The organism is Luteibacter sp. UNCMF366Tsu5.1, assembly GCF_900119235.1.
Lineage (GTDB): Bacteria > Pseudomonadota > Gammaproteobacteria > Xanthomonadales > Rhodanobacteraceae > Luteibacter > Luteibacter flocculans.
In genome coordinates, this window is sequence record NZ_FPIS01000002.1 from 321,885 (window position 1) to 345,916 (window position 24,032).

16 protein-coding genes are annotated in these 24,032 nt (G+C 64.2%); 9 read left to right on the plus strand and 7 right to left on the minus strand.

What is annotated here, in order from left to right; genetic code table 11:
• Window positions 1-165: 165 nt before the first annotated feature.
• Both BT115_RS10635 and ligD read left to right on the plus strand, forming a co-directional pair.
• Window positions 166-1,101: a non-homologous end joining protein Ku gene (locus BT115_RS10635; RefSeq protein ID WP_072322587.1), complete on the plus strand. Its 936-nt coding sequence runs from the start codon at window positions 166-168 to the stop codon at window positions 1,099-1,101.
• A 3-nt stretch (window positions 1,102-1,104) separates the two neighbouring features.
• Window positions 1,105-1,980: a non-homologous end-joining DNA ligase gene (gene ligD / locus BT115_RS10640; RefSeq protein ID WP_072322588.1), complete on the plus strand. Its 876-nt coding sequence runs from the start codon at window positions 1,105-1,107 to the stop codon at window positions 1,978-1,980.
• A gap of 95 nt (window positions 1,981-2,075) precedes the next feature.
• On the opposite strand, the gene BT115_RS10645 is transcribed toward ligD, so the two are convergent.
• The 4 genes from BT115_RS10645 to BT115_RS10660 all read right to left on the minus strand — a co-directional run bounded on the left by BT115_RS10645 (window position 2,076) and on the right by BT115_RS10660 (window position 6,739).
• Complete coding sequence (locus BT115_RS10645) at window positions 2,076-3,296, minus strand: AGE family epimerase/isomerase (protein ID WP_072322589.1); 1,221 nt, start codon at window positions 3,294-3,296, stop codon at window positions 2,076-2,078.
• Window positions 3,293-4,273 (minus strand): carbohydrate kinase family protein, encoded by a 981-nt coding sequence (locus BT115_RS10650; RefSeq protein WP_072322590.1) that lies wholly within the window; start codon window positions 4,271-4,273, stop codon window positions 3,293-3,295. Before BT115_RS10650 ends, BT115_RS10645 begins: the two co-directional genes overlap by 4 nt.
• 75 nt (window positions 4,274-4,348) lie before the next feature.
• Window positions 4,349-5,578, minus strand: a complete 1,230-nt coding sequence (fucP, locus tag BT115_RS10655) for an L-fucose:H+ symporter permease (RefSeq protein WP_255369428.1) — start codon at window positions 5,576-5,578, stop codon at window positions 4,349-4,351.
• A gap of 111 nt (window positions 5,579-5,689) precedes the next feature.
• Entirely contained in the window at window positions 5,690-6,739 is a 1,050-nt protein-coding gene (locus BT115_RS10660; RefSeq protein ID WP_072322592.1) for a LacI family DNA-binding transcriptional regulator, read from the minus strand.
• Window positions 6,740-6,908: 169 nt separating this feature from the next.
• On the opposite strand from BT115_RS10660, the gene BT115_RS10665 reads away from it, so the two are divergent.
• The 5 genes from BT115_RS10665 (at window position 6,909) to BT115_RS10685 (ending at window position 14,951) form a co-directional block, all read left to right on the plus strand.
• Window positions 6,909-9,257, plus strand: a complete 2,349-nt coding sequence (locus tag BT115_RS10665) for a GH92 family glycosyl hydrolase (protein ID WP_072323161.1) — start codon at window positions 6,909-6,911, stop codon at window positions 9,255-9,257.
• A 236-nt stretch (window positions 9,258-9,493) separates the two neighbouring features.
• Window positions 9,494-11,290, plus strand: coding sequence for an ATP-binding protein (locus BT115_RS10670; protein WP_072322593.1), 1,797 nt, complete (start codon window positions 9,494-9,496; stop codon window positions 11,288-11,290).
• Window positions 11,287-11,736, plus strand: a complete 450-nt coding sequence (locus BT115_RS10675; protein ID WP_072322594.1) for a response regulator — start codon at window positions 11,287-11,289, stop codon at window positions 11,734-11,736. The genes BT115_RS10670 and BT115_RS10675 overlap by 4 nt, the downstream gene beginning before the upstream one ends.
• 28 nt (window positions 11,737-11,764) lie before the next feature.
• Window positions 11,765-13,318 (plus strand): response regulator, encoded by a 1,554-nt coding sequence (locus tag BT115_RS10680; RefSeq protein WP_072322595.1) that lies wholly within the window; start codon window positions 11,765-11,767, stop codon window positions 13,316-13,318.
• 268 nt (window positions 13,319-13,586) lie between these two features.
• Window positions 13,587-14,951 (plus strand): hypothetical protein, encoded by a 1,365-nt coding sequence (locus BT115_RS10685; protein ID WP_083527416.1) that lies wholly within the window; start codon window positions 13,587-13,589, stop codon window positions 14,949-14,951.
• A gap of 603 nt (window positions 14,952-15,554) precedes the next feature.
• Here the strand turns inward: BT115_RS10685 and BT115_RS18450 are convergent.
• Window positions 15,555-15,926 carry a hypothetical protein gene (locus BT115_RS18450; protein WP_143144534.1) on the minus strand — a complete coding sequence of 124 codons (372 nt, stop codon included), beginning with the start codon at window positions 15,924-15,926 and terminating at the stop codon, window positions 15,555-15,557.
• 54 nt (window positions 15,927-15,980) lie between these two features.
• On the opposite strand from BT115_RS18450, the gene BT115_RS10690 reads away from it, so the two are divergent.
• A complete protein-coding gene (locus BT115_RS10690; protein ID WP_143144535.1) occupies window positions 15,981-19,436 on the plus strand; it encodes a membrane-targeted effector domain-containing toxin in 3,456 nt (1,151 codons plus the stop codon).
• 53 nt (window positions 19,437-19,489) lie between these two features.
• Here the strand turns inward: BT115_RS10690 and BT115_RS10695 are convergent, their stop codons facing one another.
• Both BT115_RS10695 and BT115_RS10700 read right to left on the minus strand, forming a co-directional pair.
• Complete coding sequence (locus BT115_RS10695) at window positions 19,490-20,893, minus strand: sigma-54-dependent transcriptional regulator (RefSeq protein WP_072322598.1); 1,404 nt, start codon at window positions 20,891-20,893, stop codon at window positions 19,490-19,492.
• Between the two features lie 66 nt (window positions 20,894-20,959).
• Window positions 20,960-22,603, minus strand: a complete 1,644-nt coding sequence (locus BT115_RS10700; protein ID WP_072322599.1) for a sensor histidine kinase — start codon at window positions 22,601-22,603, stop codon at window positions 20,960-20,962.
• A gap of 262 nt (window positions 22,604-22,865) precedes the next feature.
• Between BT115_RS10700 and sucC the strand changes: the two genes are divergently transcribed.
• Window positions 22,866-24,026: an ADP-forming succinate--CoA ligase subunit beta gene (gene sucC / locus BT115_RS10705; protein ID WP_072322600.1), complete on the plus strand. Its 1,161-nt coding sequence runs from the start codon at window positions 22,866-22,868 to the stop codon at window positions 24,024-24,026.
• Window positions 24,027-24,032 lie beyond the last annotated feature (6 nt).

The window sequence follows — 24,032 nt, forward strand, 5'->3', positions numbered from 1 at the left end:
CGGGCCCTGTGGGAGCCGCTATAGCGGCGAGAAGCCCACGGAGCAGTGAAGCGGCGAGGCTAATCGCCCTCGCCGCTATAGCGGCTCCCACAGGGGTGCCGCTTTTGCAATCCCTGCACGCGGGCGACCGTATGGTCGCGAGACACCCGCGCCGAGGACAGCCCCATGGCCCGCCCCATCTGGACCGGAACGCTCTCGTTTGGTCTGCTCAACGTACCGATCCGGCTCATGTCCGGCGAGCGCCGTAATGACATCCACTTCCGCATGCTCGACCAGCGCAACAACACGCCGGTGCGCTACGAGCGGGTGAATGCCGAGACCGGCGACGAAGTCCCCTGGAAGGATATCGTCAAGGCCTTCGAATACCAGAAGGGCAGTTACGTGGTGCTGGAAGAGGACGATATCCGCAACGCCGCCAGCGATGCGCACGAGACGGTGGAGATCGACAGCTTCGTCGACGGTAGCGAGATCTCGCCGGCCTATTTCGAGAAGCCGTACATACTGCTGCCCGCGAAGAAGGCCGAGAAAGGCTACGTGCTGCTGCGCGAGACGCTGAAGAAGACCGGCAAGGTCGGCATCGCGCGCGTGGTGATCCGTACGAAGGAATACCTTGCGGCGGTGATGCCGCAGGACGATGCCCTGGTGCTGAACTTGCTGCGCTACAAGTCGGAAGTGGTGGACACCGAGGAGTTCGAACTTCCCGGCAAGGCCACCGCCGACTATCGCATTACTCCGCGCGAGATCGAGATGGCGACCGATCTCATCGAGTCGATGTCCGCCAAGTGGAAGCCCGAGGATTACCGCGACGAGTTCCGCGAAAAGCTCCGCGCGGCCATCGAAAAGCGGCTGAAGAGCAAGGGCGTTACGGCAACGGTGGAAGAGGACGAACGCACGCCGGAGAACGCCACGACCAACGTCGTGGACTTTATGGCGCTGTTGAAGAAGAGCATCGGCTCGAAGACGCGCACGCCTGCGGCGAAACGCGCGCCACCGGCGAAGGCAACAAGCAAGAAGACCGCCACCAAGAAAGCCGCTGCAAAAAAAACGGCGGCCAAGAAGACCTCTACGCGCAAGGCGCCGGCCAAACGGCGAGCGGGCTGAGCCATGGCCGGGCAAGTCGTCGGCGGCGTCACCATCACCCATCCAGAACGCCGCGTGTTCGGCGAGGACGGGCCGACCAAGGGCGAGGTTGCGGCCTACTACGAGGCCGTCGCCCCGTGGATGCTGCCGGAGCTGAGCGGCAGGCCGCTTTCACTGGTGCGTTGCCCGCAAGGCTCAACGGGTCCGTGCTTCTTCCAGAAACATCACGCGGATACGCTCGGTCCGCACGTGAAGTCGGTGGACATCGAGGAAAAGAACGGCGACGAAGCGCACTACATCTATGTGGACGACGTGCGTGGCGTGCTCGAACTCGTGCAGATGAACACGCTGGAATTTCATCCCTGGGGCGCGCATGCGGACAAGCCCGATCAACCGGATCGTCTCGTGTTCGATCTCGATCCTTCTGCCGGCGTCGAATGGAAAGCCATCGTGGGGGCCGCTCGTGAGATCCGTGAGCGGCTTGCCGAAGCGAAGCTCGAAAGCTTCGTGCGCACGTCGGGCGGCAAGGGTCTGCATGTCGTCGCGCCTTTCCGCCGCGGGCCGTCATGGATCGCGGTCAAGGCATTCTGCGAAAGCATCGCCGATGCGATGGTGGCAGAGCATCCCAAGCGCTACATCGCCGAGGCCAGCAAGACCAAGCGCGAAGGGCTCATCTTCATCGACTGGCTGCGCAACACGCGGGGCGCAACGAGCGTCACCGGATGGTCGCTGCGCGCGCGTCCCGGCGCGCCTGTCGCCATGCCGGTACGTTGGGAGGAAATCGCCCGACTGAAAAGTGGCTCGGCCTTCGATTTGAAGAAGGCCTCGAAGCGCGCGAAGTCGCTGGATGCGGACCCGTGGGAAGGCATCGCATCGCTGAACCAAACGCTTCCATCGTAACGATGGCGGGCCAGGGCAGGTTGCCGATCCTCGTCCTTGCCGCTAACAGCGGCGGAAGGTCGATCGCACCCTTCCGCCGGTAGTTATGCGATGGACTACTTCGCCTGCATGCGTCGCAGCGACGCCATCACTTCGTAGCACGCACCCATCGTGTGGTAGTCAGTCTTGCCGGCGGGGCTCTTTTCGTCGTCGTACTTCTCGTTGGTGCGCTTGAGAATGCGGTACCACGCGCCGTACTTATGGTCGACGAAGTGTTCCCAGCTATACGCCCAGATCTTTTCGTACCACTGATCGTATTTCGCTTCGCCCGTGGTCTCGAACAAGAGCTGCGCGGCGCCGAGCGATTCGGCCTGCACCCAGAAATACTTGTCGTCATCGCACACGTCGCCCTCGGGTGAGAAGCCGTAGGCGATGCCGCCGTACTGCGCGTCCCAGGCCTTGTCCAGCGCCTCGTCGAAGAGATGCTTTGCCGTCGGTACCAGCCAGTGCTTGTGTCGCGGCGTGCCCTTCGTATAGCGCTCCAACATCATCAGCAGCTTGGCCCATTCGGTCTGATGACCGGGCTGGAAGCCCCAGGGGCGGAACAGGTGCTTGGGATTGTCGAGGTTGTACTCCCAGTCGATCGTCCAATCCTCGTGGTAGTGCTCCCACACCAGTTTCTGCGGGGTGAGGCCCGCCTGACGCTGGGTCATGTTCTCGGCAAGCAGGAGTGCGCGATCGAGATAGCGGTCGTCTTTCGTGGCTTCCCACGCGGCGATCATCGCTTCCGTCATGTGCATGTTCGCGTTCTGGCCGCGATAGCTGGTGAAGTTCCAGTCCTTGTCCGCTTCGTCGCGATAGAGGCCGTACTTCGGTTCCCAGTAGCGCTGTTCCAGCAGATCCCAGATCTCGCCCTGCCATGCGCGGGCTTCGTCGAAGCCCACCTTCACGCCGCACGAGTAAGCCAGCAGCATGAAGGCCAGGCCGTAGCAGTGATTCATCTGGTCGTCGCGCTTGCCGTCGGCGATGGTCCAGGCGTAGCCCCCGGTCTCCGGATTGCGATGCACGTCGCGCAGGTATGTCAGGCCATGCATGGTCAGATCCTTGTCCTCGGGCTTGTGGAACTCGAGGTAGGCCATGGCATGGTTGAACACGAAGCGCGTGCTGGAGACGAGGTGACGGTGGCTTCGGTCGTAGACCGTGCCGTCGTCCTTGAAGTACTGGAAGAAGCCGCCGGCCGGATCGACCTCGTTGGGCTTGTAGAAGGCCATCGTCTTCGCGACGTGGTCGCGCAGGACGTCGACGGAATGGAAATCGGGAAGGGGTACGGTCGTCATGCGTGCTTCTCCATGAAGGCCGTGACTTCGGCCTGGTCGGGAATGGCGGTGAACGAACCCTTGCGGGTGGCGGTGATCGCGCCGCATGCGGCGGCAAAGCGGATCAGGTCGGCGAGTCTCGTTTCGTCGGCGATCATGGCGTCGAAGCGTGCGGGTGTGACGCCCTCGGCAGCGAGGCGCGCCAGCAGCCCACCGACAAAGGCATCGCCTGCGGCGGTCGTATCCACGGCATCCACCTGGTAGCCGCGCAGGGTGCCTTCTGCGGTGCGCGTGAACCAGCGCATGGGCTCGGCGCCGTCGGTCACCAGGAGCAGACGAGCCTTGCCTTGCCACAAACGTGTCAGCACGGCGGCATCGGAGCCGGCACCCGCCTGGATGAAGGCGAACTCTTCCGCGCTGAGCTTGATGACGTCCGCTTCGTGCAGGGCCTGCCACAGGCGCGGCAGAGGTGCCTCGTCACGCGGCCAGAGCGCGGGGCGCAGGTTCATGTCGAAACTGACCAGTGCGCCGGCGGCACGCGCGCGGCGCATGCCTTCCACGGTGGTCGCCGCAATGGCGGCCTCCGTCAGCGAGTTGGAACAGACGTGGAAGATGGCGAGGTCGTCGAACGCCTCGCGACGGAAATGCTCGGGACGAAAGAGCAAGTCGGCGGCGGGCGGTCGGTAGAAACTGAAACTGCGGTCGCCCTTGTCGTCGTGAGCGACGAAGGCCAGCGCGGTGCGTGCCTCGTCGGTCCGTGCAATGTCGTCGGTACCGACACCGAGTTCGGTGAGGCTCTTCAGCAGGAAGTCGCCGAACATGTCACGGGCGAGCATGCCGGCAAAGCGGGCCTTGCCGCCAAGTCGTGCTGCGGCTACCGCAACGTTGGCGGGTGCGCCGCCGGCAAAAGGAACGAAGGCGGGAGGCTGACCGGCGCCGCCCTGGGGCTGTGCGTGAAAATCGATCAGCGCCTCGCCGAAGCAGAGGATGGAAGACATGCGTACGGCCTGTCCTTGGGGGCGAGGGGGAAACACGACGGCCGGCGCGAACGGCCGGCCGTCGTCAAGGGCCGGTTAGCGCGTGGCGACCGGAAGATTGCGGATCTTCGAGCCGCTGAGGCCGTAGAACACGATGTACGCGTAGCAGATCAGCGGAATGAAGAACGCGTGCTGCACGCCGATCTGATCCGCGACCACGCCCTGGATCCAGGGGATCAAAGCGCCGCCCACGATGGCCATGATGAGCAGGCTCGATGCCTTGCCGGTCAGCGGACCCATGCGCTCGATGCCCAGCGAGAAGATCGTCGGGAACATGATCGAGTTGAACAGGCCGATGGCGACGATGCTGTACACGGCGACATTGCCGGTGGTCATCATGGTGGTGATCACCAGCACAGCGTTGATGACGGCGAACAAGGCGAGCAGCAGGCGCGGCGAGAACTTCGCCAGCAGGGCCGAGCCGATGAAGCGGCCGACCATCGCACCGCCCCAGTAGAACGCCACGTGGCTGGCGGCCACTTCACCCGACATGTTGCCGATCTCAGGCAGCTGCAGGTAGTTGATCATGAAGCTGCCGATCGAAACTTCGCCACCCACGTAGAAGAAGATGCCCAGCACGCCGAAGAACACGTGCGGCGTCTTCAAGGCGTCCATCAGCGAGTGGCGGCTGTCGTCGGCCTTCTCGGTGGTTTCCTCGAGGGCCGGGAGGTTGAACAGGTACACGCCGATGGCGAGCAGCACGAGCACGACGGCCAGACCGATGTACGGGCCTTGCACGCTGCTGGCTTCCTGCACGCGATAGGTGACCTGCTCCGCGGCGCTCATCTTGGCGATGTCGGCACCGCTCTTCACCTGGTTGGAGAGAATGAGGAAACCGCCGAAGAACGGGGCAAGGAAGGTGCCGAAGGAGTTCAGCGCCTGAGCGAGCGTGAGGCGGCTGGAGCTGGTTTTCTCCGGACCCAGCAGAGCGACGTACGCGTTGGCGGCCACCTGCAGCACTGTGATGCCGGTGGCGAGGATGAACAGCGCAGCGAGGAAGAACGCGTAGACGCGCATGCCGGCGGCCGGCCAGAACAGCGCGGCGCCGATGCCGGCGACGATCAGGCCGGCGACGATGCCTTTCTTGTAGCCGAGTGCCGCGACCAGCTTGCCGGCCGGGAGCGACATGATGAAGTACGCACCAAAGAAGGTGAACTGGATCAGCATCGCCTGGGCGTAGTTCAGTTCGAACACGGCCTTCAGGTGCGGGATCAGGATGTCATTCAGGCAGGTCAGGAACCCCCACATGAAGAAGATCGTGGTCATCACGCCGAGCGCGAGCGGGAAGTAGGTGTAGCGAGTATCGCCAGCGTTCGTCGATGCCGACGAGGTGGGCGATGGCGTGTATCCGGTGGCCATGGGGCGCTCCAAGGTTGGTCAGGGGGAGGACGGCGGACAACTGCTTTCGCGGACGACCAGCCGTACCGGCGCGATCGTATAGGCAGTGTCCGTCTCGGGATTGGCAAGTCTTTCCAGAATGAGTTCGGCGCTGCGGCGTCCAAGGCCACGCGGATCGACCGCAATGGTGGTAAGGGGCGGCACGCAGACCGAGGCTTCGGCGACGTCGTCGAAGCCGGTCAGGGCGAAATCTTCCCCCGGGCGCCGGCCCCGTTTGGTCAGGCCGAGGATGAGGCCCAGGGCCACGGCATCGTTGTAGCAAACCGCCGCGGTCGGCGCGGGATCGCGCAAGAACAGTGCGCCGGTCTGCCGTGCCGCCTCAAGGCGGGTCGGTGCGCTTTCGATCAACCACGCTGGATCGACCGGCAGGCCCGCGTCGCGCATGGCGCCCGCGTAGCCGCGGCGCCGCTGCTCTACCGAACTGGAATCGCGATGACCGCCGAAGAAGGCGATGCGCTGGTGGCCCAGGCCGATCAGGTGTTCGGTGGCGAGCCGGGCGCCGTGTTCGTTGTCCATCTCCAGCGTGTCCCAGCGATGGGCGCCATCGTCGTCGGGCAGTTCGCGATTGAACACCAGCAGGGGCGTGTGCATGCCCACAGCGGCCAAAACCTGTTCGCCCTCGCTGCCTTCGGCGGGAGAGAGGATGATGCCCGCCGGGCCGTGCTCGATCAGCGAGTTCAGCACCGCCTGCTGACGCTCCGGCGATTCACCGGTGTTGCCCAGCAGGGTGACGTACCCGGCCCGGGCCAGGGCTTCGTCCGCCCCGGCGGCGAATTCCGCGAAGAACGGGTTGCCCAGGTCGTTGATGACGAGCCCGATGCTCGACGACGTGCGTCGACGCAGATTGGCGGCGGCGCGGTTGTAGACGTAGCCTTGCCGCTTGAGTTCGGCTTCCACCCGCGCGCGGGTGGCCGAATTGACCAAGGGGCTGCCACGCAGCACCAGCGACACGGTGGCCCGCGAGACGTCGCAACCCTGGGCGATATCGGCGAGCGTCACCTTGCGGCGCTGCGGGTTATTCCTCGGCATCGGAGCTCCTTCAAACGATCTAAACCGGGCGATCATCGCGCGGCGGACTGAGGGATGCATCACGCACTGCAACATGCGCGACGGCGCTATCTTTGCTACGTTCGGTCTGTTTGTCACGATCCAAATCACCGTGACCGCTCGCCACGCGTCCACCCGAGGGGAACCACCGATGCCGAGAACTACCCGCCTGCGTCGCGGCCTGCTGGCCGCCGCCCTGTCCTTCGCCCTGCCGGCCCTGGCCTTGGCGGCCTCCACCGGTCAGGCAGGAAGTGCCTTCGATGCGGTGGATCCGATGATCGGTACGGGCGGCGACGGGCATACGTTCCCCGGTGCCACGGTGCCCTTCGGCATGATCCAGTTGTCGCCCGACACGGCGATGCCGGACTTCAAGCACGCATACAAGTGGGCCGCTGGTTACCAGTACGGCGACGCGAGCATTCTCGGTTTCTCCCATACGCACTTCTCCGGCAGCGGCCATTCCGACCTGGGCGACGTGCTCGTCATGCCGATTGCCGGCGACGTGAAGCTGGATCCCGGTTCCCCCGACCAGCCCGGTAGCGGCTATCGCTCGCGCTTCGACCACAAGAGCGAGAAAGCGGAGGCAGGGTACTACGCCGTTACGCTGGCCGACTACGGCGTGCGGGCCGAGTTGACGGCGGGCGCTCGCGTGGGCTGGCACCGCTATACGTTTCCCAAGGGCAAGCCGGCGCATCTGCTGCTCGACCTGCGGCCGAGCATCTACGACTACGACGGCAAGGTGCTGTGGTCGTCGCTGCGCGTGCGTGCCGACGGCACCGTGACCGGCGGCCGCACCACGCGCGGCTGGGCTCCCGGTCGCCAGCTCTACTTCGCCATGCGTTTCAACCAGCCCATGACCTCGCGCAGCCTGAAGAACCGCGAGGAGAATGTGCCGTACCGCGGCTTCAGCGGCCCCGGCAACCGTGCGGAGGATGTCGATGGCATCAGCGGGCGGGCACTCGAAGGCGTGTTCGACTTCGGCGATCTCGGCAAGCCGCTGATCGTGAAAGTGGCCGTATCGTCGGTCAGCGAGGACAACGCCATCGCCAACCTGGACAAGGATGGCGCCGGGTTCGACTTCGATGCCCGTCGCGCCGATGCACGCCAGGCCTGGGAAAAGGCGCTGTCCAGCGTCGACGTGCAGGCACCTGCGCAGACCCGCAAGACCTTCTACACGGCGCTGTACCACGCCATGATCGCGCCGGGCCTGTCCATGGACGTCAACGGTCAGTACCGCGGCCCCGACAATCAGGTGCACACGGCCAAGGGTTTCGACTTCTATTCCACGTGGTCGCTGTGGGACGTGTACCGCGCACAGCAACCGCTGATGACCCTGCTGGAGCCGGCCAAGAGCAACGATTTTGTCAGTTCGCTGATCGCCGCGCGGCAGGCCAGCCCGTTCGGCATCCTGCCCGTGTGGGCGTACCAAGGCATGGAGACCTGGTGCATGATCGGCTACCACGCCGTGCCGGTGATCGCCGATGCCTATATGAAGGGCATCCGTGGCTACGATGCGAACGCTGCCCTGGACGCCATGGTCGCCAGTGCCACCTACGGCCCCTACGGCGGCCTCGACGATTACATGAAGCTCGGCTACGTGCCGATCGACCGCCAACCCGAAGCGGCCTCCAAGACGGTCGAGTACGCGTTCGACGACTGGTCCCTGGCGCAGATGGCGAAGGCGATGGGCAAGGGCGATGTGGCTGCCACCTTCATGAAGCGCGCCGGTAACTGGAAGAACAGCTTCGATACCAAGACCGGGTTCCTGCGCGCGCGCAAAAGCGACGGCAGCTACCGTGAACCGTTCGACCCGTCGTCGGCCGGCTACGGCAGCGACTACACCGAAGGCAATGCCTGGCAGTACTCCTGGTACGTGCCGCAGGACGTCGCGGGCCTTATCGAGGCGCTCGGCGGCAAGGACGCGTTCGTCAAGAAACTCGACTCGGTCTTCGACGCCAAGGTCGATCCCAAGTCGTTCGCACACGTCGAGGACATCACCGGCCTGATCGGCTGGTACGCGCACGGTAACGAACCCAGCCATCAGGTGGCCTATCTCTACGACTACGCCGGCCAGCCCTGGAAGACCCAGGAACGTCTGGTGAAGATCATGCAGACCCAGTACACGCCCACGCCGACGGGGCTGGTGGGCAACGACGATCTCGGTCAGATGTCGGCCTGGTACATCTTCACTTCGCTGGGCTTCTATCCGGTGGCACCGGGCAGCAATCAGTACGTCATTGGACGGCCGTTCGTGGAGAAGGCGACGCTCAACCTGGCGGGGGGCAAGCGCTTCACCGTCTCGGCTGACCACCTCGACGCCAAGCACCCTTATGTGGGCAAGGTCACGCTCAACGGCAAGCCTCTGGAGCGCACCTTCATCCGCCATGAGGAAATCGTGGCCGGGGGCGAGTTGCACTTCTCGATGCAAGAAAACCCGGCAAAGGACTGGGGCACCGCACCGGGGGCGCAGCCATACTCGATGAGCGACGCCTCGCGCTAAGCCGCATTTTTCCTGGGTATTTCCCGCGCCGTCACCAGCCCTTCACGGCGCTTTCGGCATTAAGCACGGCTTCAAATGGACGGGTACGCCGCTTTACCTCTCGGTCGGCCGGGAGGCAAAGCGGCGTACCCGTCCTCATGTCCGAAGGCCCTCATGAGATCCCCCGAAGCGACGCGTTGCCCGTTTACAATGCATGCCTTTACCGGGCAGGACTCGTCGCGGGGGATGACGAAGGCATGATGGTGCGGATTGGACAGCGGTGGCGGATGACGGGCTTGCTCGCCGCCGTGATCGTGATCGTGGCGTTGCCCTATGTCGTCACGCGTTCGAGCGCGGAAGACGCGCTGAACTCGCGCGACTGGGTGACCCACACCGCGGAGGTGAAGGCTGCCGTCTATCAGTTGAACACGGTGCTGCGCGACAGCGAGGCCGCCGTGTACTCGCGGCTGGCGGGTGCGCCCGCTGAATCGGTGCTCGACGAACGCATCGCGGTTCCGCGCAAGGTGGTTCCTCAGATCATTGCGACACTGCGCGAGATGACCCGGGACAATCCCACCCAGCTCACGCGCCTGGGTGCACTCGAATCCATTGCCAGCGGGCGCATGGCGCTGACCGAGCAGGCCATGCAGCGGCTGAATGCCGGCGACCACGACGGTGCGCTGGCTTCCATGGAAGACGCGCGCCATCTGTTCCCCATCGCGACGGCCATTGAGGACGTGCTCGCGGAAGAGACCCGGCTGCTGAACGAGCGCCGGAACGAAGCGCGCGACCTTGCCTCCAACAATCGTCTGGTGCTGCTGGTCTCGGCGCTGGCGCAGATCGCGCTGCTCGGTATCGTGGTCGTGGTGTCCGAGCGGCAGATTGCCATCCGTCTCGCTGCCGAGTCGCAGGTGGCGCAGGCGGTGAAGCGCTCGCAGCTCATCGTGCAGGCGGTGCGCGAGCCGATCATCATGCTGGATCGTCAGTTGCGCACGCTGCTGGCCAATGCGGCGTTCGCCGAGCTGTACGGCTACAACCCGGACGAAGACCAGCACGTGCCGCTGGACCAGATCGGTAACGGCGCCTGGACCGATACCGCACTCATGCAGCGCCTGTCCGACGTGATGACGCGCGACCGCGAACTGTGGGACTACGAACTCACCCAGCGCACCGTCGACGGCGTGGACCGCTTCGTGGTCATCAACGCCCGGCGCATCGAACAGCCCGACAGCGACGATCCCGCCCTGCTGCTGACCGTCAGTGACATCACCGCTCGCGCGCTGGTGGAGCAGAAGGTGTCGGAGTTGAACCGGCAGCTCGAAGGTAAGGTGGAACAGATCTCCGACGTGAATCGCGAACTGGAAGCCTTCAGCTATTCGGTGTCGCACGATCTGCGCGCGCCGCTGCGCCACATCTCGGGATTTGCGGGCAAGCTCGAGGCGCAACTGGGCGACCAGGCCGACGACCGCGTTCGCCATTACATCGACGTCATCAGCAGCTCGTCGCGTCGCATGGCCCAGCTCATCGACGACCTGCTGGTCTTCTCGCGCCTGGGGCGCGGCGCACTGCGCCTGCAGCCCGTCGACATGCAGTCGCTGGTGGACGAGGCGCGCGCGCTGGTGGAAGCGGATGCGTCGGGCCGTCGCATCGACTGGCGGATCGCACCGATGCCGATCGTGATCGGCGACGAGAATATGCTGCGCACCGTGTGGCAGAACCTGCTCGGCAACGCGGTGAAATACACCGGCAATTGCGAGGTGGCCCGGATCGAGGTGGGGCTCGATCGCACCGCGGCCGGCGATTACGAATTCAGCGTGCGCGACAACGGCGCAGGCTTCGACATGCAATACGCCAGCAAGCTCTTCGGCGTGTTCCAGCGATTGCACCGTGCCTCCGAGTTTCCCGGTAACGGCATTGGCCTGGCCAACGTCAGGCGCATCATCGCGCGTCATGGAGGACGCACCTGGGCCGAGGGCGAACCGAACGTCGGCGCCACTTTCCATTTCTCATTGCCGGCGTCGGACGTACCCGGCGCCAAGACAGGTGACACATGAACCAGCGCGACCTGCGCACCATCCTTCTCGTCGAAGACTCCATGGCCGATGCGGAAATGGCCATCGACGCCCTGCGCGAGGCCAAGCTCGCCAATCCTGTCGTACACCTCGAAGACGGTGTCGACTGCCTCGACTGGCTTCACCGGCGCGGCGCCTTCGCCGATCGCGTGGAGGGCGACCCCGCCGTGATCCTGCTGGACATCAAGATGCCCCGCATGGACGGCCTGGAAGTGCTCAAGCATCTGCGCAGTGAGGGCGAGCGCTGGAAGCGCCTGCCCGTGGTCATTCTTTCCTCGTCGCGAGAAGAGAGCGATCTGGCGCGTAGCTGGGATCTCGGCGTGAACGCCTACGTGCTGAAGCCCGTAGACGTGCAGCAGTTCTTCTCCGCCGTGCAGACCCTTGGCCATTTCTGGGCGGTGCTCAACCAGCGCCCGGAAGGCGACTGAGCCAGCGCCGACGATCAGGGGACACGACATGAGCGGGCAAGGGCAGAAGGTCAGAATTCTCCAGGTGGAGGACAGCGCGCTGGACGCGGAGCTGGTGCTGACCGAGCTCGACCACGATGGGCTGGCGTACGAGGTGACGCTTGTCGAAGACGAGCAGGCCTACGTCGCGGCCCTCGACAACTTCGCGCCCGACATCGTGCTCTCGGATCTGAGCATGCCGGTATTCAGCGGCGAGCGTGCGCTGCAGATCCTTCGTGACCGTGGTTCGGACATCCCCTTCATCTTCATCTCGGGCACGCTGGGCGAGGAGTCCGCCATCGAGGCGCTGCGCAACGGTGCCACCGATTACATCCTGAAACAGAACACCGCGCGCCTTGCCAGCGCGGTGCGCCGTGCGTTGCGCGAAGCCGAAGAGCAGCGGGCCCGCGTACGCGCCGAGCAGGAACTCATTCGCGCGCAGCGTTTCGAAAGCCTCGCGCTGCTGGCGGGTGGTCTCAGCCACGACTTGCGCAACCTGCTGCAGCCACTGCTGCTCGCCGGCGATACGCTGGAAGACTACGCGGACGATCCGCGCCTTGCCCGGCTCGGCACGCTGGTGCGCGACTGCGGGCGCCGCGGCCTCGAGATGGTCTCGTCGATGCTCTCGTTCGCGCGCGGCGCCCGCCGCGCCGAGCGCGTGAAGCTCGGTGCGTTGCTCGACGCGTTGAACCTGCTGCTTCAGGGCAGTGTGCCGCGCACGGTGCGCATGGAAGTCGACGTGTTCGACCCCGAGGTTGCCTTCGAAGGCAATCACACCGAGCTGCAGCAGTGCCTGCTCAACCTCAGTCTCAATGCGATCCAGGCCATGCCCGATGGCGGATCGCTGCGTATCGAGACCGAACTGGTCAGCCTGCCCGACGACTTCTTCGTCGAAGGCGAGCAGCAGGTGCCGGGCCGCTATCTCCGCCTGTCCGTGATCGATACCGGCCAGGGCATGCCGCCCGAGGTGCTCGAGCGCCTGTTCGAACCGTTCTTCACCACCAAGTCCGGTGGCACCGGGCTTGGCCTGCTGTCCTGCAAACGCATCGTCGCCAGCCACGGCGGTCTCATGCGCGTACGCAGCACGGTAGGCGAAGGCACGCAGTTCCACCTCTACCTCCCGTTGCAGGCGCTGGAAGGCGACCAGGCCGAATCGCAGGCCATGGACGCGTCTCTCCAGGGCGAAGCCGAGCGCGTGTTGGTGGTGGTGGAAGAGGCTGTGCAGCTTTCGCTGCTGGTCGATACGCTCGACGCCTACGGTTACCAGGCCGGCGCAAGCCAGAGCGGTACGGCTGCGCTGCAATGGATCGAAGCGCACGGCGTGCCCGACCTCGTCGTCATGGACGCCGACATGAATCTGTTCACCGGCGTGCGCACACTGGCCGCGTTGCTCGATCACGGCTATGCCGGCGCGGTCCTGCTGCTCGCGCGTCCCGACGCGCCGCCCAACCTGGACGAACTGCCGCATCTCGATCACCTATACGTGATCGACAAGCCCGTGCAGTCGAAAGCCTTGCTGCGCAAGGTGCGCGAGGCGTTGGGTGCGAGTGGTCCGAAGCGCTAAGCTGGATTGCTATCTCCAGGAGATAAGGCAATCGGCCTTAGGCCTCGGCGATGTCGTGTGAAGCATGACTCTCTACCTTCGAGACGCAACCTCGCGTCCAAGACAGCGATTATTGCCAATCGCTATGCATTTTCCGGCCAGGTAGCTGAATCTCCTTAATAAGCTCTGAGTCGACCCTCATATCGCGACCTCGCGCATGCTGCGTGGGCAGCGTAGTCTCAAGTGCAGGTAGGTCGTCGTTTCGACCACCACGCATTGCACGGAGGCGATGATGGAGCGTCAAGAGAAAGTGCCTGCCACCCAGGCTGGGAAGACAGCGCCGGGCGACACCGAGTACGAGTTCCTGCTGCCGTTTCCGCAGCCCATGACTCGTCCGCGCATGGCGGTGCCGTCAGACGAATGGATCTACCTGGCCAACGTTGAAAGCGGTATGGACGTCAGTACGCTATTCGTCGCGCGCACCGCCCGTAACGGTGACGTGGACACTAGCTTTGGACGTGGCGGGTGGATAGCGGAATTCGTCGAGATTCGCTTCGGTGAGCCGATCGGCTTGTGGGTCCGCGAGGGCGGGGGTGTCCTCGCCGCGGTGAAGGACAGTGTCGACAGTCGCCTTGAGGTCGCATTGATATGCTTCACCGAAGCGGGCGAACTCGATTCGACCTTCGGCGACGGCGGTAAGATCATCCACCGCATTGAAGTGCCTGGTTCGTCGAGTGAATCGACCTCGTCCAAGGCGGCATCCGATGTCGCAGAACATGGTCAGGCTGCTGGCTCTGGAACGGCATTCGCGGCCACGGGCGATGGAACCTTCTACTGCCTGCTTGGTACCGGTAACGGACCCTTTTATGCATTGATGCGTTTGCAGTCGGACGGGACGCTGGATACCCGTTTCAACGGTACGGGCTACGTGACCGATGGCGAGTGGGCTTACAGACAGTGGGGAGCGACTTCCATCGTCGTTGGTAGCGATGCCCGAGTGACGGTTCTCGGCGAATTCTACGACGTCACGGCGGTTCCCGATCGGCGACTGGTGGCCTGGCGGTTCGATCAGGACGGTTCCATCGATCGCTCGTTCGGCGACGACGGATATGCATTCTTCGACGCTGACGCTGCGGATGTCGCCCCTGAAAATCTCTATCAGATGAGTTTCGACCACGCGGCAAGCCTTCCGGATGGCGGAGTTGCAGTTTGCGGAGCCCTGACGACCGTGTCCGGGACGACGTATCAGAGGTTCGGCCTGCTGGCCTGTCTTGATGCTTCTGGGAAACCTCTCGACACGTTCAATCGCGGGAAATTCCTCCTCTACGGCGTCATGGGAGAGTACGGTACGGACTTTCGTGGAGGGATCGCTGTCCAAGGCGACGGCAAGATCGTTGTCGGTGGGGGTGTGAGCGAAAGCCTCGTGACGGATTCGGAGCTCTTGGTGGCGCGTTTCCAGCCGTCAGGTTCGCGGGACCTCACTTTTGGTGACGGCGGGGCAAGACGGTTCAAGGGGAAGGGCGCCCAGGTCAACTACATGCGGCACCTTCTCATCGATTCGAAGGGAAACATTCTTGTCGCAGCGATTGGCGGGCCGAACAACAGCGGTAGTTCCATGTGGCCGTTCGTATTCCAACTGACCGGCGGACAGTGACAGGTCGTCTTCCTGCATTCGGGGGCGAAGGTATTGCTGCGGGACGTGCGCGAGGCGCTGAAGGCGGGCTAAAGCGCTTAAGCGCAGCGGGTGGCGATTCGGGCAAGCATTACCTGCTTTGTCTCAATAGCCGTACATACGCCTCAGGGCGGCACCCATAAGATCCTCCCCGCATCAAGGAGGATTGATATGCACCCACCCCGCTTCACACCAAAACACCGCGTTCTCGTGTTGTCGATTGCGCTTTCGTTCGTCGTCTCGTCTGTCCACGCCACGGGCGACGTGGATTCCCTGTCGTCGGCCTACCCATCCGCGGCATCCGGGAACGAACCCCGCGGATCTATGCGCTCAGGCTCGGAAGGCTTGGCCATGGAGGACGTCGATCACGACGACGAAGGCGAGACCGAGGAGGACGCGAACGACCGGCGTTTCGTACTCCAGGCATTGCGAGAGCGCTGGAGCAAGGTTCCTGGGATGGAATGGTTCCAACGCGCGTCGGAGGCCACCCAGTCGGAGTGGCTCGGGCACGTGCAGAATCTCGGCCGGCGCTACGTCGAGCTTGAGGCCGTCCGCACGACATCCGACAACGCGGTACGCCATCAGCTAGAGGCCGCGCTTTCGGAGGCGGGTCTCAGTGGATCGCCTGACGACTACCAGGTGTCGCTGGCCCGCGTGATTCAGGTCGGCGACGTTCGTGTACCTACCCATCACGTGCGGTCGTTGACGGATGCCTGCCTGCGTGCCGATCCCGAGATGGACTTCGCGATGGCGGTCGTACGGCGCGACGGCGACCTCGTTGCCGAGGCGGAGAGGAAGCCCTTGCTCGCCTTGCTCGCGCAGCCGTTCTGCCGAATCTCCGCCGCCGATCGGCTCGCCGAGTTCGACACGCAGCAACCGTTGCTGGAATCGGTGTACGCCGCGTTGCTTGAAACGCAACTCCGGAAGGCGATCGTCGAGGCGGACGCGCAAGGACATCTCACGGGCGGCCTTGATGCATGGATCAAGGGGCACGATATCGTTCGCGCCGCCATGAACGGCGCTGCCGACGTCGACATGGGCACGCTCAGGTTCTCCACGGAAACGGGTGGCGTCTCCGTCTCGCTGCCGCAATGGCTGGTGTTCGTGAAGCGCGACGCGCAGGGGAATGAGGATGGTGTGGTGCTCTATCGACCGCAAGAGCAGGAAGCGCTATCGGTCGGCAGCCAGCAGGAGCTATACCAATACCTGGACATCAAGCGCATGAGCCAGGAGATCGCCGGTGAGATGCCAGGCATGTGTCCCGCGAGGCCATCGTCCATGGGAAGCGAGACGGCGGGTGAGTCGAACACGCCGCGGGCACTTCGCGACGTCGTCCTTGCCGCGGCCGGCCCGGGCGAGGGCACGCCGATCACGAAGTTCTTCGACGACCTATGCGACAAGCCATCGCTATGGCGAAATAATCTTCAGTTCCAACCCTACGACAGCCACGATTTTCTGACGAACATCGGCACGTGGACGAAGGCGCGGATCGATCTGATGGCGAAGGACATACGAAGGCTCGCCCAGGCCCCCGGGCTTCCGTCTCTCGTGACGCGCTATCGAGCCATCATGGACGAGTACACCGCGTTCAACGAGATGCACATGCCGACGCTGCGCGAATTTACGCGGCGACGCGAGAGCGAGAAATTGACGAGGTTCTTCCGCGCGGAGCAACTTATCGCCGTTGATGAAAGTGTGGATGCGGATACCATCGTCATCGAGTTCAATGGTCGGAAACGGCCCTGGACGGACTGGGTTTTGAGCGATTATCGGGAGCACGGCGACAACCTCTTGGCCCTGAGCAACAACTTCGCGCAGGATGCCACTCTCACCGCGAGGGATGCCGCGCTCGCTGCGCGCTTGAATACGAGCGAGATCAAGACGGCCGTCGAACGAAACCTCCGTAGCACTTACGCGGGTGACAATTACATCGAGGCGATGAGCGCGCTGCTCGATCCGAGTGACCCCCGCTATGCGAAGGCCAGCGATCTCCGCGTAGCGATGCAGATCCTCGACATGCAGATGGCACTGGACGTCGAGTATTCCCGAGGCAATATCGATCTCGCCGACTACCCATGGCTGAAAGGCGTGCTGGATGGCCTGCCGATGAGCATCGGCCTGGCCGATGTCGAACTGGCGCATTTCATGATCTCCGGCACACGCATTCCCGGTGTGCTGGCGATCTCCAAGACATCCGCGAGCGGAAAGGGCGACACATTCGTCTTCGTGCCCAACGGGCCCTTTGGGCGAACGCTCTACAAGAACGACGCCTATTTTCAGGAGATCATCCGGACCGACGCGTTCAAGGAATACTTCGTGGCGAGGGCACGGGCGGAGGACCAGCCCAAGCTCGACAAGGCGATCAGGGCGGCCCGTACACCCAGCTATTTCTATACCTCTTTCGCGCCGATCGATGATTTCAAGGCGGAATGCGATCAGGTCATCAAGGATGCGATAAGCAATGCGGCCTCCGTGACAACGAGCAAGGCCGAGGTGATCTGGGAACAGTCGTTGAAGGGTGTCCGCTACGGCATGGGCGTTATCTGCGCGGCGGCCACTGCGGGCGCAGGTGCCGCTGTGTGCACGGCCGGCACGGCCGCTCTTATGGGGCTGGATGCCTATGGTGCCGTCGACAAGCTGCTGCGTGGCCGGGAAGACGAAGCCCTGGTCGACGTGGCGTTCCTGTGGCTCGATGCGATCGATGTCGGCAAGGGCGCCAGTGCGGGCTTGACGACGTTTCAGCCTAAAGCGCTGTTGAGGCTGCTGCGCAAGACACATTTCTCGAGTGTCGACGAGGCGAAGGAGGCCATCGACGCTGCCGCTCGCCATGCCGGGCATTTCCGATACGACGGTACACTGAGCCCGGCGTTGTCCAGGCTCGACGTCGACATCGACCAGTTGAGTGCCCTGCCGAATCGTCCAGGTAAAGCGATCTCAGGTAAGTTCTACGAGTATCGCGGGAGGGTCCATATCGTCGACGACGGTCGGATCTTCGAAGTGTTCTCCCATAACGGTTGGGCCAGCGTGCGCGTGCGCGATCCGGCCCGTCCTTACGGGCCCGGTGCGCTGGTCGTCTACCGGCAGGGGCGGTGGCAGCGTGACGAGGCCGGTCTGCTTGGCGGCGGCAAGGCCGTCAGCAAGGTCACCGATCAAGCCTATGCTCCCCTCGAGGGCGAGCTGCCAGCCCCGCCCACGCTTGCCTTCGCGATGCCTCTGTACGATCAGCCATTCATGAAGGTCATGCGTTGGACGGACTCGGACTACTACGTCTCCCTTCCTGCCGATAGCCAGCGTGCCCGAGAAGCATTCATGGCGCGTCGCAACGAATTTCTCGCGGCCGCGCGGGTGAACGCGTTTGCCGGAGAGCAGGTACCTCCACATGCAGTGGGCAGCCCTCACTTCGTGCCCAGGCCGTCTCGACCTTCTATTCCCGCCAGCCTTGACGGCATGAGTCCAGGCGAGGCGATGAGCGAGCTCTACAAGGCGGCGGACGGCGTGGTAGTGGGTGAAGGACCGGGAGACATCGGAGGCAGGGTGTTTCTCGTCGACAACATGGGTGTGCTTCGGAAGCAAGGCGTCAAGACCCTCTACGTGGAGGGCCTTCTGCACGACGTCGACCAGGTCGAGCTCGACGCCTTCTTCGCCCTGCCAAAGCGCAAGTCGATGCCGGCGAACCTGAAGGCCCGCCTGGATCGGTTGGAACCATCGCATCTCAGGGAGCGGCACACGCGCTACACCTTCTCAGATGTTGTAAGGGTGGCAAAGAAACACGGTGTCCGAGTCGTTGCCGCCGATCAAATCGTGAGTACCAGGCTGTACGGCGTATCGCTCACTGACGCACGCGACATAGCGATGCCCTATCAGGCGCAACAGGTCATCGATGCCTACCAGGCGCAGTCGCCTGGCAAGTGGGTCGCCCTCGTCGACACCAGGCACGCCAGTACCTATTCCGATATCGCAGGTGTTGCGGAACGGACCGGCGCTATCGGGATTCGGACGGTCGATGTTCCGGCAGGCAATCCGATGACGATCGGCCCTGATCCGGGCGTGCTCGTCGAGAATCCAGTTCGGGGCCGCGACCCCAACATGCTCCGCTCCGATTTCGTGGTCGAGATGCCCATCCTGGGTGACGACGCATCACGCGTGCTGCATGTGCTGGACATGCCGGACATGTCGCCGTCCGACATTCCCGCGAGTGCGCGCCGTTTGGAGAAGCCCGGCGAATTCGTCCTTCTGCTGGAGGGCGAGCAGGCGCCGCCGGTGATCTATCACCGTAACCGCAGGAACGAAATCCTGCGGACGGCAATCCATGAGGACGTGGGAGGATTCTATGTCGACCGGGCCGAATGGCCGGGGATTCACGGAACCGTATATGCGACCGTGGACGATCTGGTTCGCGATCTCCGGACGGCCAAGCAAATGCGGCTCGTGATGCCGGCGACTGAAGGGGAGGCAGCCGGCCTATAGCAGTGGCTATGACGACGGCCGCCGGGCGCGCTTCGCTCCCGGCGGCTCGTGCGTCAGTCGATGCCGAGTTTCTTCAACTTGTAGCGCAATGCGCGGAAGGTGATTCCCAGCTTCTTCGCCGTCGCCGTCTTGTTGTAGCGCGACTCTTCCAGCGCCTTGATGATCGTGTCGCGCTCGATGTTGGAGATGTAATCCTCGAGTGAGCCATCGGCGGCAGGTGCGCTGCGCGCCGGTTGTGTGGCCGCAGCGACCAGCGTGGCCTCCACGGCGGTCGCGAGCGAAGGTGCAGCCGACGGCATGCGCTGAGGCAGCATGAGGTCATCTGCCTCGATGGTCTCGCCCTCGCACATGGCCATGGCGCGTTCGAGGATGTTCTCCAGTTCGCGCACATTGCCGGGGAAGGGGTAGGCCTCCAGCGCGGCCAGCGCTTCCGGACGCAGGCGCCCCGGCGCACCGCCGGATTCCGTAGCGAGCTGGCGCAGGATGAAGTCCGCCAGGCGTGGAACGTCACCCCGGCGCTCGCGCAGCGGCGGCACGCGCAACTCGATCACGTTGATGCGATAGAACAGGTCCTGGCGAAACAGGCCTTGCTCGACCAGAGAAGCCAGATTCTTGTGCGTGGCCGAGAGAATGCGCACGTCCACCGGAATCTCATCGCGCCCGCCGATCGGCCGAACGGCTTTCTCCTGAATCGCGCGCAGCAGCTTCACCTGCATATGCAGGGGCAGCTCGGCCACTTCGTCGAGAAACAAGGTGCCGCCCTGGGCGGCCTGGAACAGGCCTTCCTTATCGACATGTGCGCCGGTGAAGCTGCCCTTGCGGTGGCCGAAGAATTCGCTCTCCATCAGTTCCGACGGAATGGCACCGCAGTTCACGGGCACGAAGGCTCCCGCGGAGCGCGGGCCCATTTCGTGGATGAGGCGCGCGACAAGCTCCTTGCCCACGCCGGATTCGCCCGCGATGTAGACCGGTGCCTGATTGCGCGCCAGCTTGGCGATCTTGGCGCGCACCTCGTTCATGGCCGGCGACTCACCGATGAGCCGGTCGGCCCCCGGCGTGCCCTTGTTGCCGGCCTCCGCCTTGCGTTCCTCGGAAAGGCGCAGGGCGGTGCGGACGAGGCGGCGAAGCAGATGGATGTCCACCGGTTTGGAGACGAAATCGAAGGCACCCGCCTTCAATGCGTTCACGGCCGCATCCACGTTGCCATAGGCGGTGATCATCGCCACCGGCATGTCCGGGAAGCTGGCTGCGATCAGTTCGATGATTTCCTGGCCGCTGCCGTCGGGCAGCCGCATGTCCGTGAAGCACAGGTCATAGCGCCGTGCGGCCAATGCGCTCCGCGCTTCGCTGACGCTCCCCACGGCGTCGACGTCGAGTTCCATTCGACCGAGTGTGATGGTCAGCAACTCGCGGATGTCCCGTTCGTCGTCGATGACCAGTACGGTCTGCTTGCTCATTGGGTCCGAAAGTTCGGTGAATGGGTCAAATGTAACCGCCCGGGCCGGTTACGCAAAGGGCGTGGCTCACGCCTGCGCCGCCATCGGGGCGGCCGCAGCGGTGCGGGCGGGCGGGGTGAGGCTGATCCGGAAGCAGCTTCCACCGCCGGCCACCCGCACGTATTCCAGGGCCGCCTGGTTGGCCTCGGTCATCTGGCGGGCGAGGTAAAGACCCAGTCCCGTGCCGTATTCGTGCGTTGTGAAGAAGGGCTCGAAGATCTGCGCGGCGACCTTGGGCGGGATGCCCGGGCCGCGATCGATCACTTCCAGAATGGGGATGCCCGCCTCGGAGTGGCGCGCCACCAGCATCACGCGCGCCGGTTCGCCCGGCATGCGGCCGTAGCGCAGGGCGTTCTGCACCAGGTTCCAGATGACTTGCTGGAGGTGCTGCGGGTCCGCCACGGCCGCGACGGGCTCGCTGCCCGAGACGGCACGCAGGATGTCCAGGCCCAGGTCGTTGCCCTGGCGGTATTCGGTGACGAAGTGGTGCACCCACTTGCCGAGGTCGAGCGTTTCCGGGCGCGAGCGTTCGCGGCGCGAGAGCTGGAGAATGTTCTCGATGATCTCGTTGAGGCGGGAGCAATGGTTGTTGATGATCTCGACCATGCGCAGGTCGGTATCGTTCATGTCGGTGGATTCGGCCAGCAACTGCGCCGAGTAGTGAATGGCGGCCAGCGGGTTGCGGATTTCGTGCGCGATCGACGCCGAGAGGCGTCCGAGCGAGCTGAGCGTGAGTTCTTCCGCCCGGCGTGACACCAGCGACGTGTCGTCGAGGAAGATCAGCACGTGCGAATCGTCGTTGGGGGCCAGGCGAGTGAAGCGCGGCACCACTTCCGGCGTGCCGTCGGCGAGCATGGTGGCGCTCTCGTCGAGCTTGCCGGAGGTGCGCCAGTGATACAGGCGGCGCGACAGTTCCGGCGCGAGCGTGCCCAGGTCGCGCTGGTCGGCCGACGGATTGCCCATCAGCATCCATGCGGACTCGTTGAGCTGGTGAATGCGATTGCCCTCGTCCACGAGCAGCACGCCGGTCTTCATGCGGCGGATGATGAGCTCGTTGACCTGCGACAGGTTGGCCAGATCGATGCCGCGCTGTTCGGCCAGCGCTTCCGACGCGCGGATGTTGCGACCGAGCACGTAGCACAGCGACGCGCAGGCGAAGTAGGCCGCGCCGAACAGGCCGTACTCGGCGAACTCGCGATCGCTGACATCGACGATGGCGAGGTCGAAGAAGGAGTGCCCGAGCATGCCTAGCGTGGCCAGCGCAGCGAAGAACATCGATAACCGGAAGGGCAGCAGTAGGGCGCCGGTGGCGATGTTCACCGCAAGCATCATCGCCACGCCCATGCGCACGTCATGCATCAGCACCAGCGCCAGGAGGGCGGCCACGATGTCGAGGCTCAGCCCGATCGAGACGATCAGGACGGGCCGGTGGAGGGTGCGCCGGGTGCGGGCGACCAGCACCAGGGCGGCCAGCAGATAGGCCAGGGCGAACAGCCGGGCGAAGACCGGCTCGGGCAGCGCAGGCCAGTTCATGTGTTCCGGCCGGAAGGCCAGCGCGGTATAGACCGCCGCCTGGCCCAGGCGGAAGTAGTTGAAAAAGAACAATTCGTGGCGCGCGGTGCCTTGGCTCGCGCTGATTCGAAGGGCGCTGGACGACGCGGGCGTTGACACCGGGTGCTTCTCCGCCGTGGGCCCCTCGGGCCGTAGTGAGGGCCCAGTATAGGGGCCCCGCGGGTCGCGGCAAGCCGCCCCGGCAGGCTTCCTGCGGGCCCGCGGCCCCGGGCTTGCCGCACCGCCCCTTTCCATCCGGGGCGCCTTCCGGGAAAATGCGCGGCTGTATTGCGTAAAGCCGCGCAATCGATCCCCCCTCCCCGTACCGGTCTCACCGCCGGCGCGCTTTCACACGTTTTCTCCCGTTCGCTCGAGGTATCGAATGAATTTCCACGAGTACCAGGCCAAAGAACTGTTCGCGAAGTACGGCATCGCCGTGCCGCCGGGCAAGATTGCCAACTCTCCCGATGCCGCTGTCGACGCCGCCAAGCACCTTGGTGGTTCGCAGTGGATGGTCAAGGCCCAGATCCATGCCGGCGGTCGCGGCAAGGCCGGTGGCGTCAAGTTCTGCCGCAGCCTCGATGACGTCCGTGCCGCCGCCAAGGGCATGCTCGGTACCAACATGGAAACCTACCAGTCCGCCGGCCGTGCGCTGCCGGTGAACCTGGTGCTGGTCACCGACGCGACCGACATCGCGAAGGAACTCTATCTCTCGATCCTCACCGATCGCGACACCAAGTCGATCTCCTTCATCGCCTCCAAGCATGGCGGCGTGGACATCGAACAGGTGGCCCACGATACGCCGGAAGACATCCACACGATCGTGGTGGATTACGTCGAAGGCCTGCAGCCGTACCAGTGCCGCGATCTCGGGTTCAAGATGGACCTGAATCCGAAGCAGGTGAACCAGCTCGTCAAGATCATGCTGGGCCTGTACAAGCTGTTCAACGAGAAGGACCTCTCCCTCGTCGAGCTGAACCCGCTCGCCATCCTCGAAGACGGCAACCTCGCCGCCCTCGACGGCAAGGTCAATTCCGACGACAACGCCGAGTTCCGTCACCCGGACCTCGCCGCGATGCGCGACCTGACCCAGGAAGACGCCGCCGAAGCGGCCGCCGTCCAGCACAACCTCAACTACGTCACGATGGACGGCACGATCGGCTGCATGGTCAACGGTGCCGGTCTCGCGATGGCCACGATGGACGTGATCAAGCTGGCAGGCGGCGAGCCGGCCAACTTCCTCGACGTCGGCGGCGGTGCCACCAAGGAGCGCGTCACCGAGGCGTTCAAGCTCATCCTCTCGTCCGACAAGGTCAAGGCCATCCTGGTCAACATCTTCGGCGGCATCGTGCGCTGCGACCTGATTGCCGAAGGCATCATCGCCGCCGTGAAGGAAGTGGGCCTGAAGATTCCGGTGGTCGTGCGCCTGCAGGGCACCAATGTCGAGAAGGGCCGCGAACTGCTGGCCAACTCGGGTCTGGCGATCACGCCGGCCGACGATCTCAACGATGCGGCCCAGAAGGCCGTGGCCGCCGCGGCCTGAGGAGCG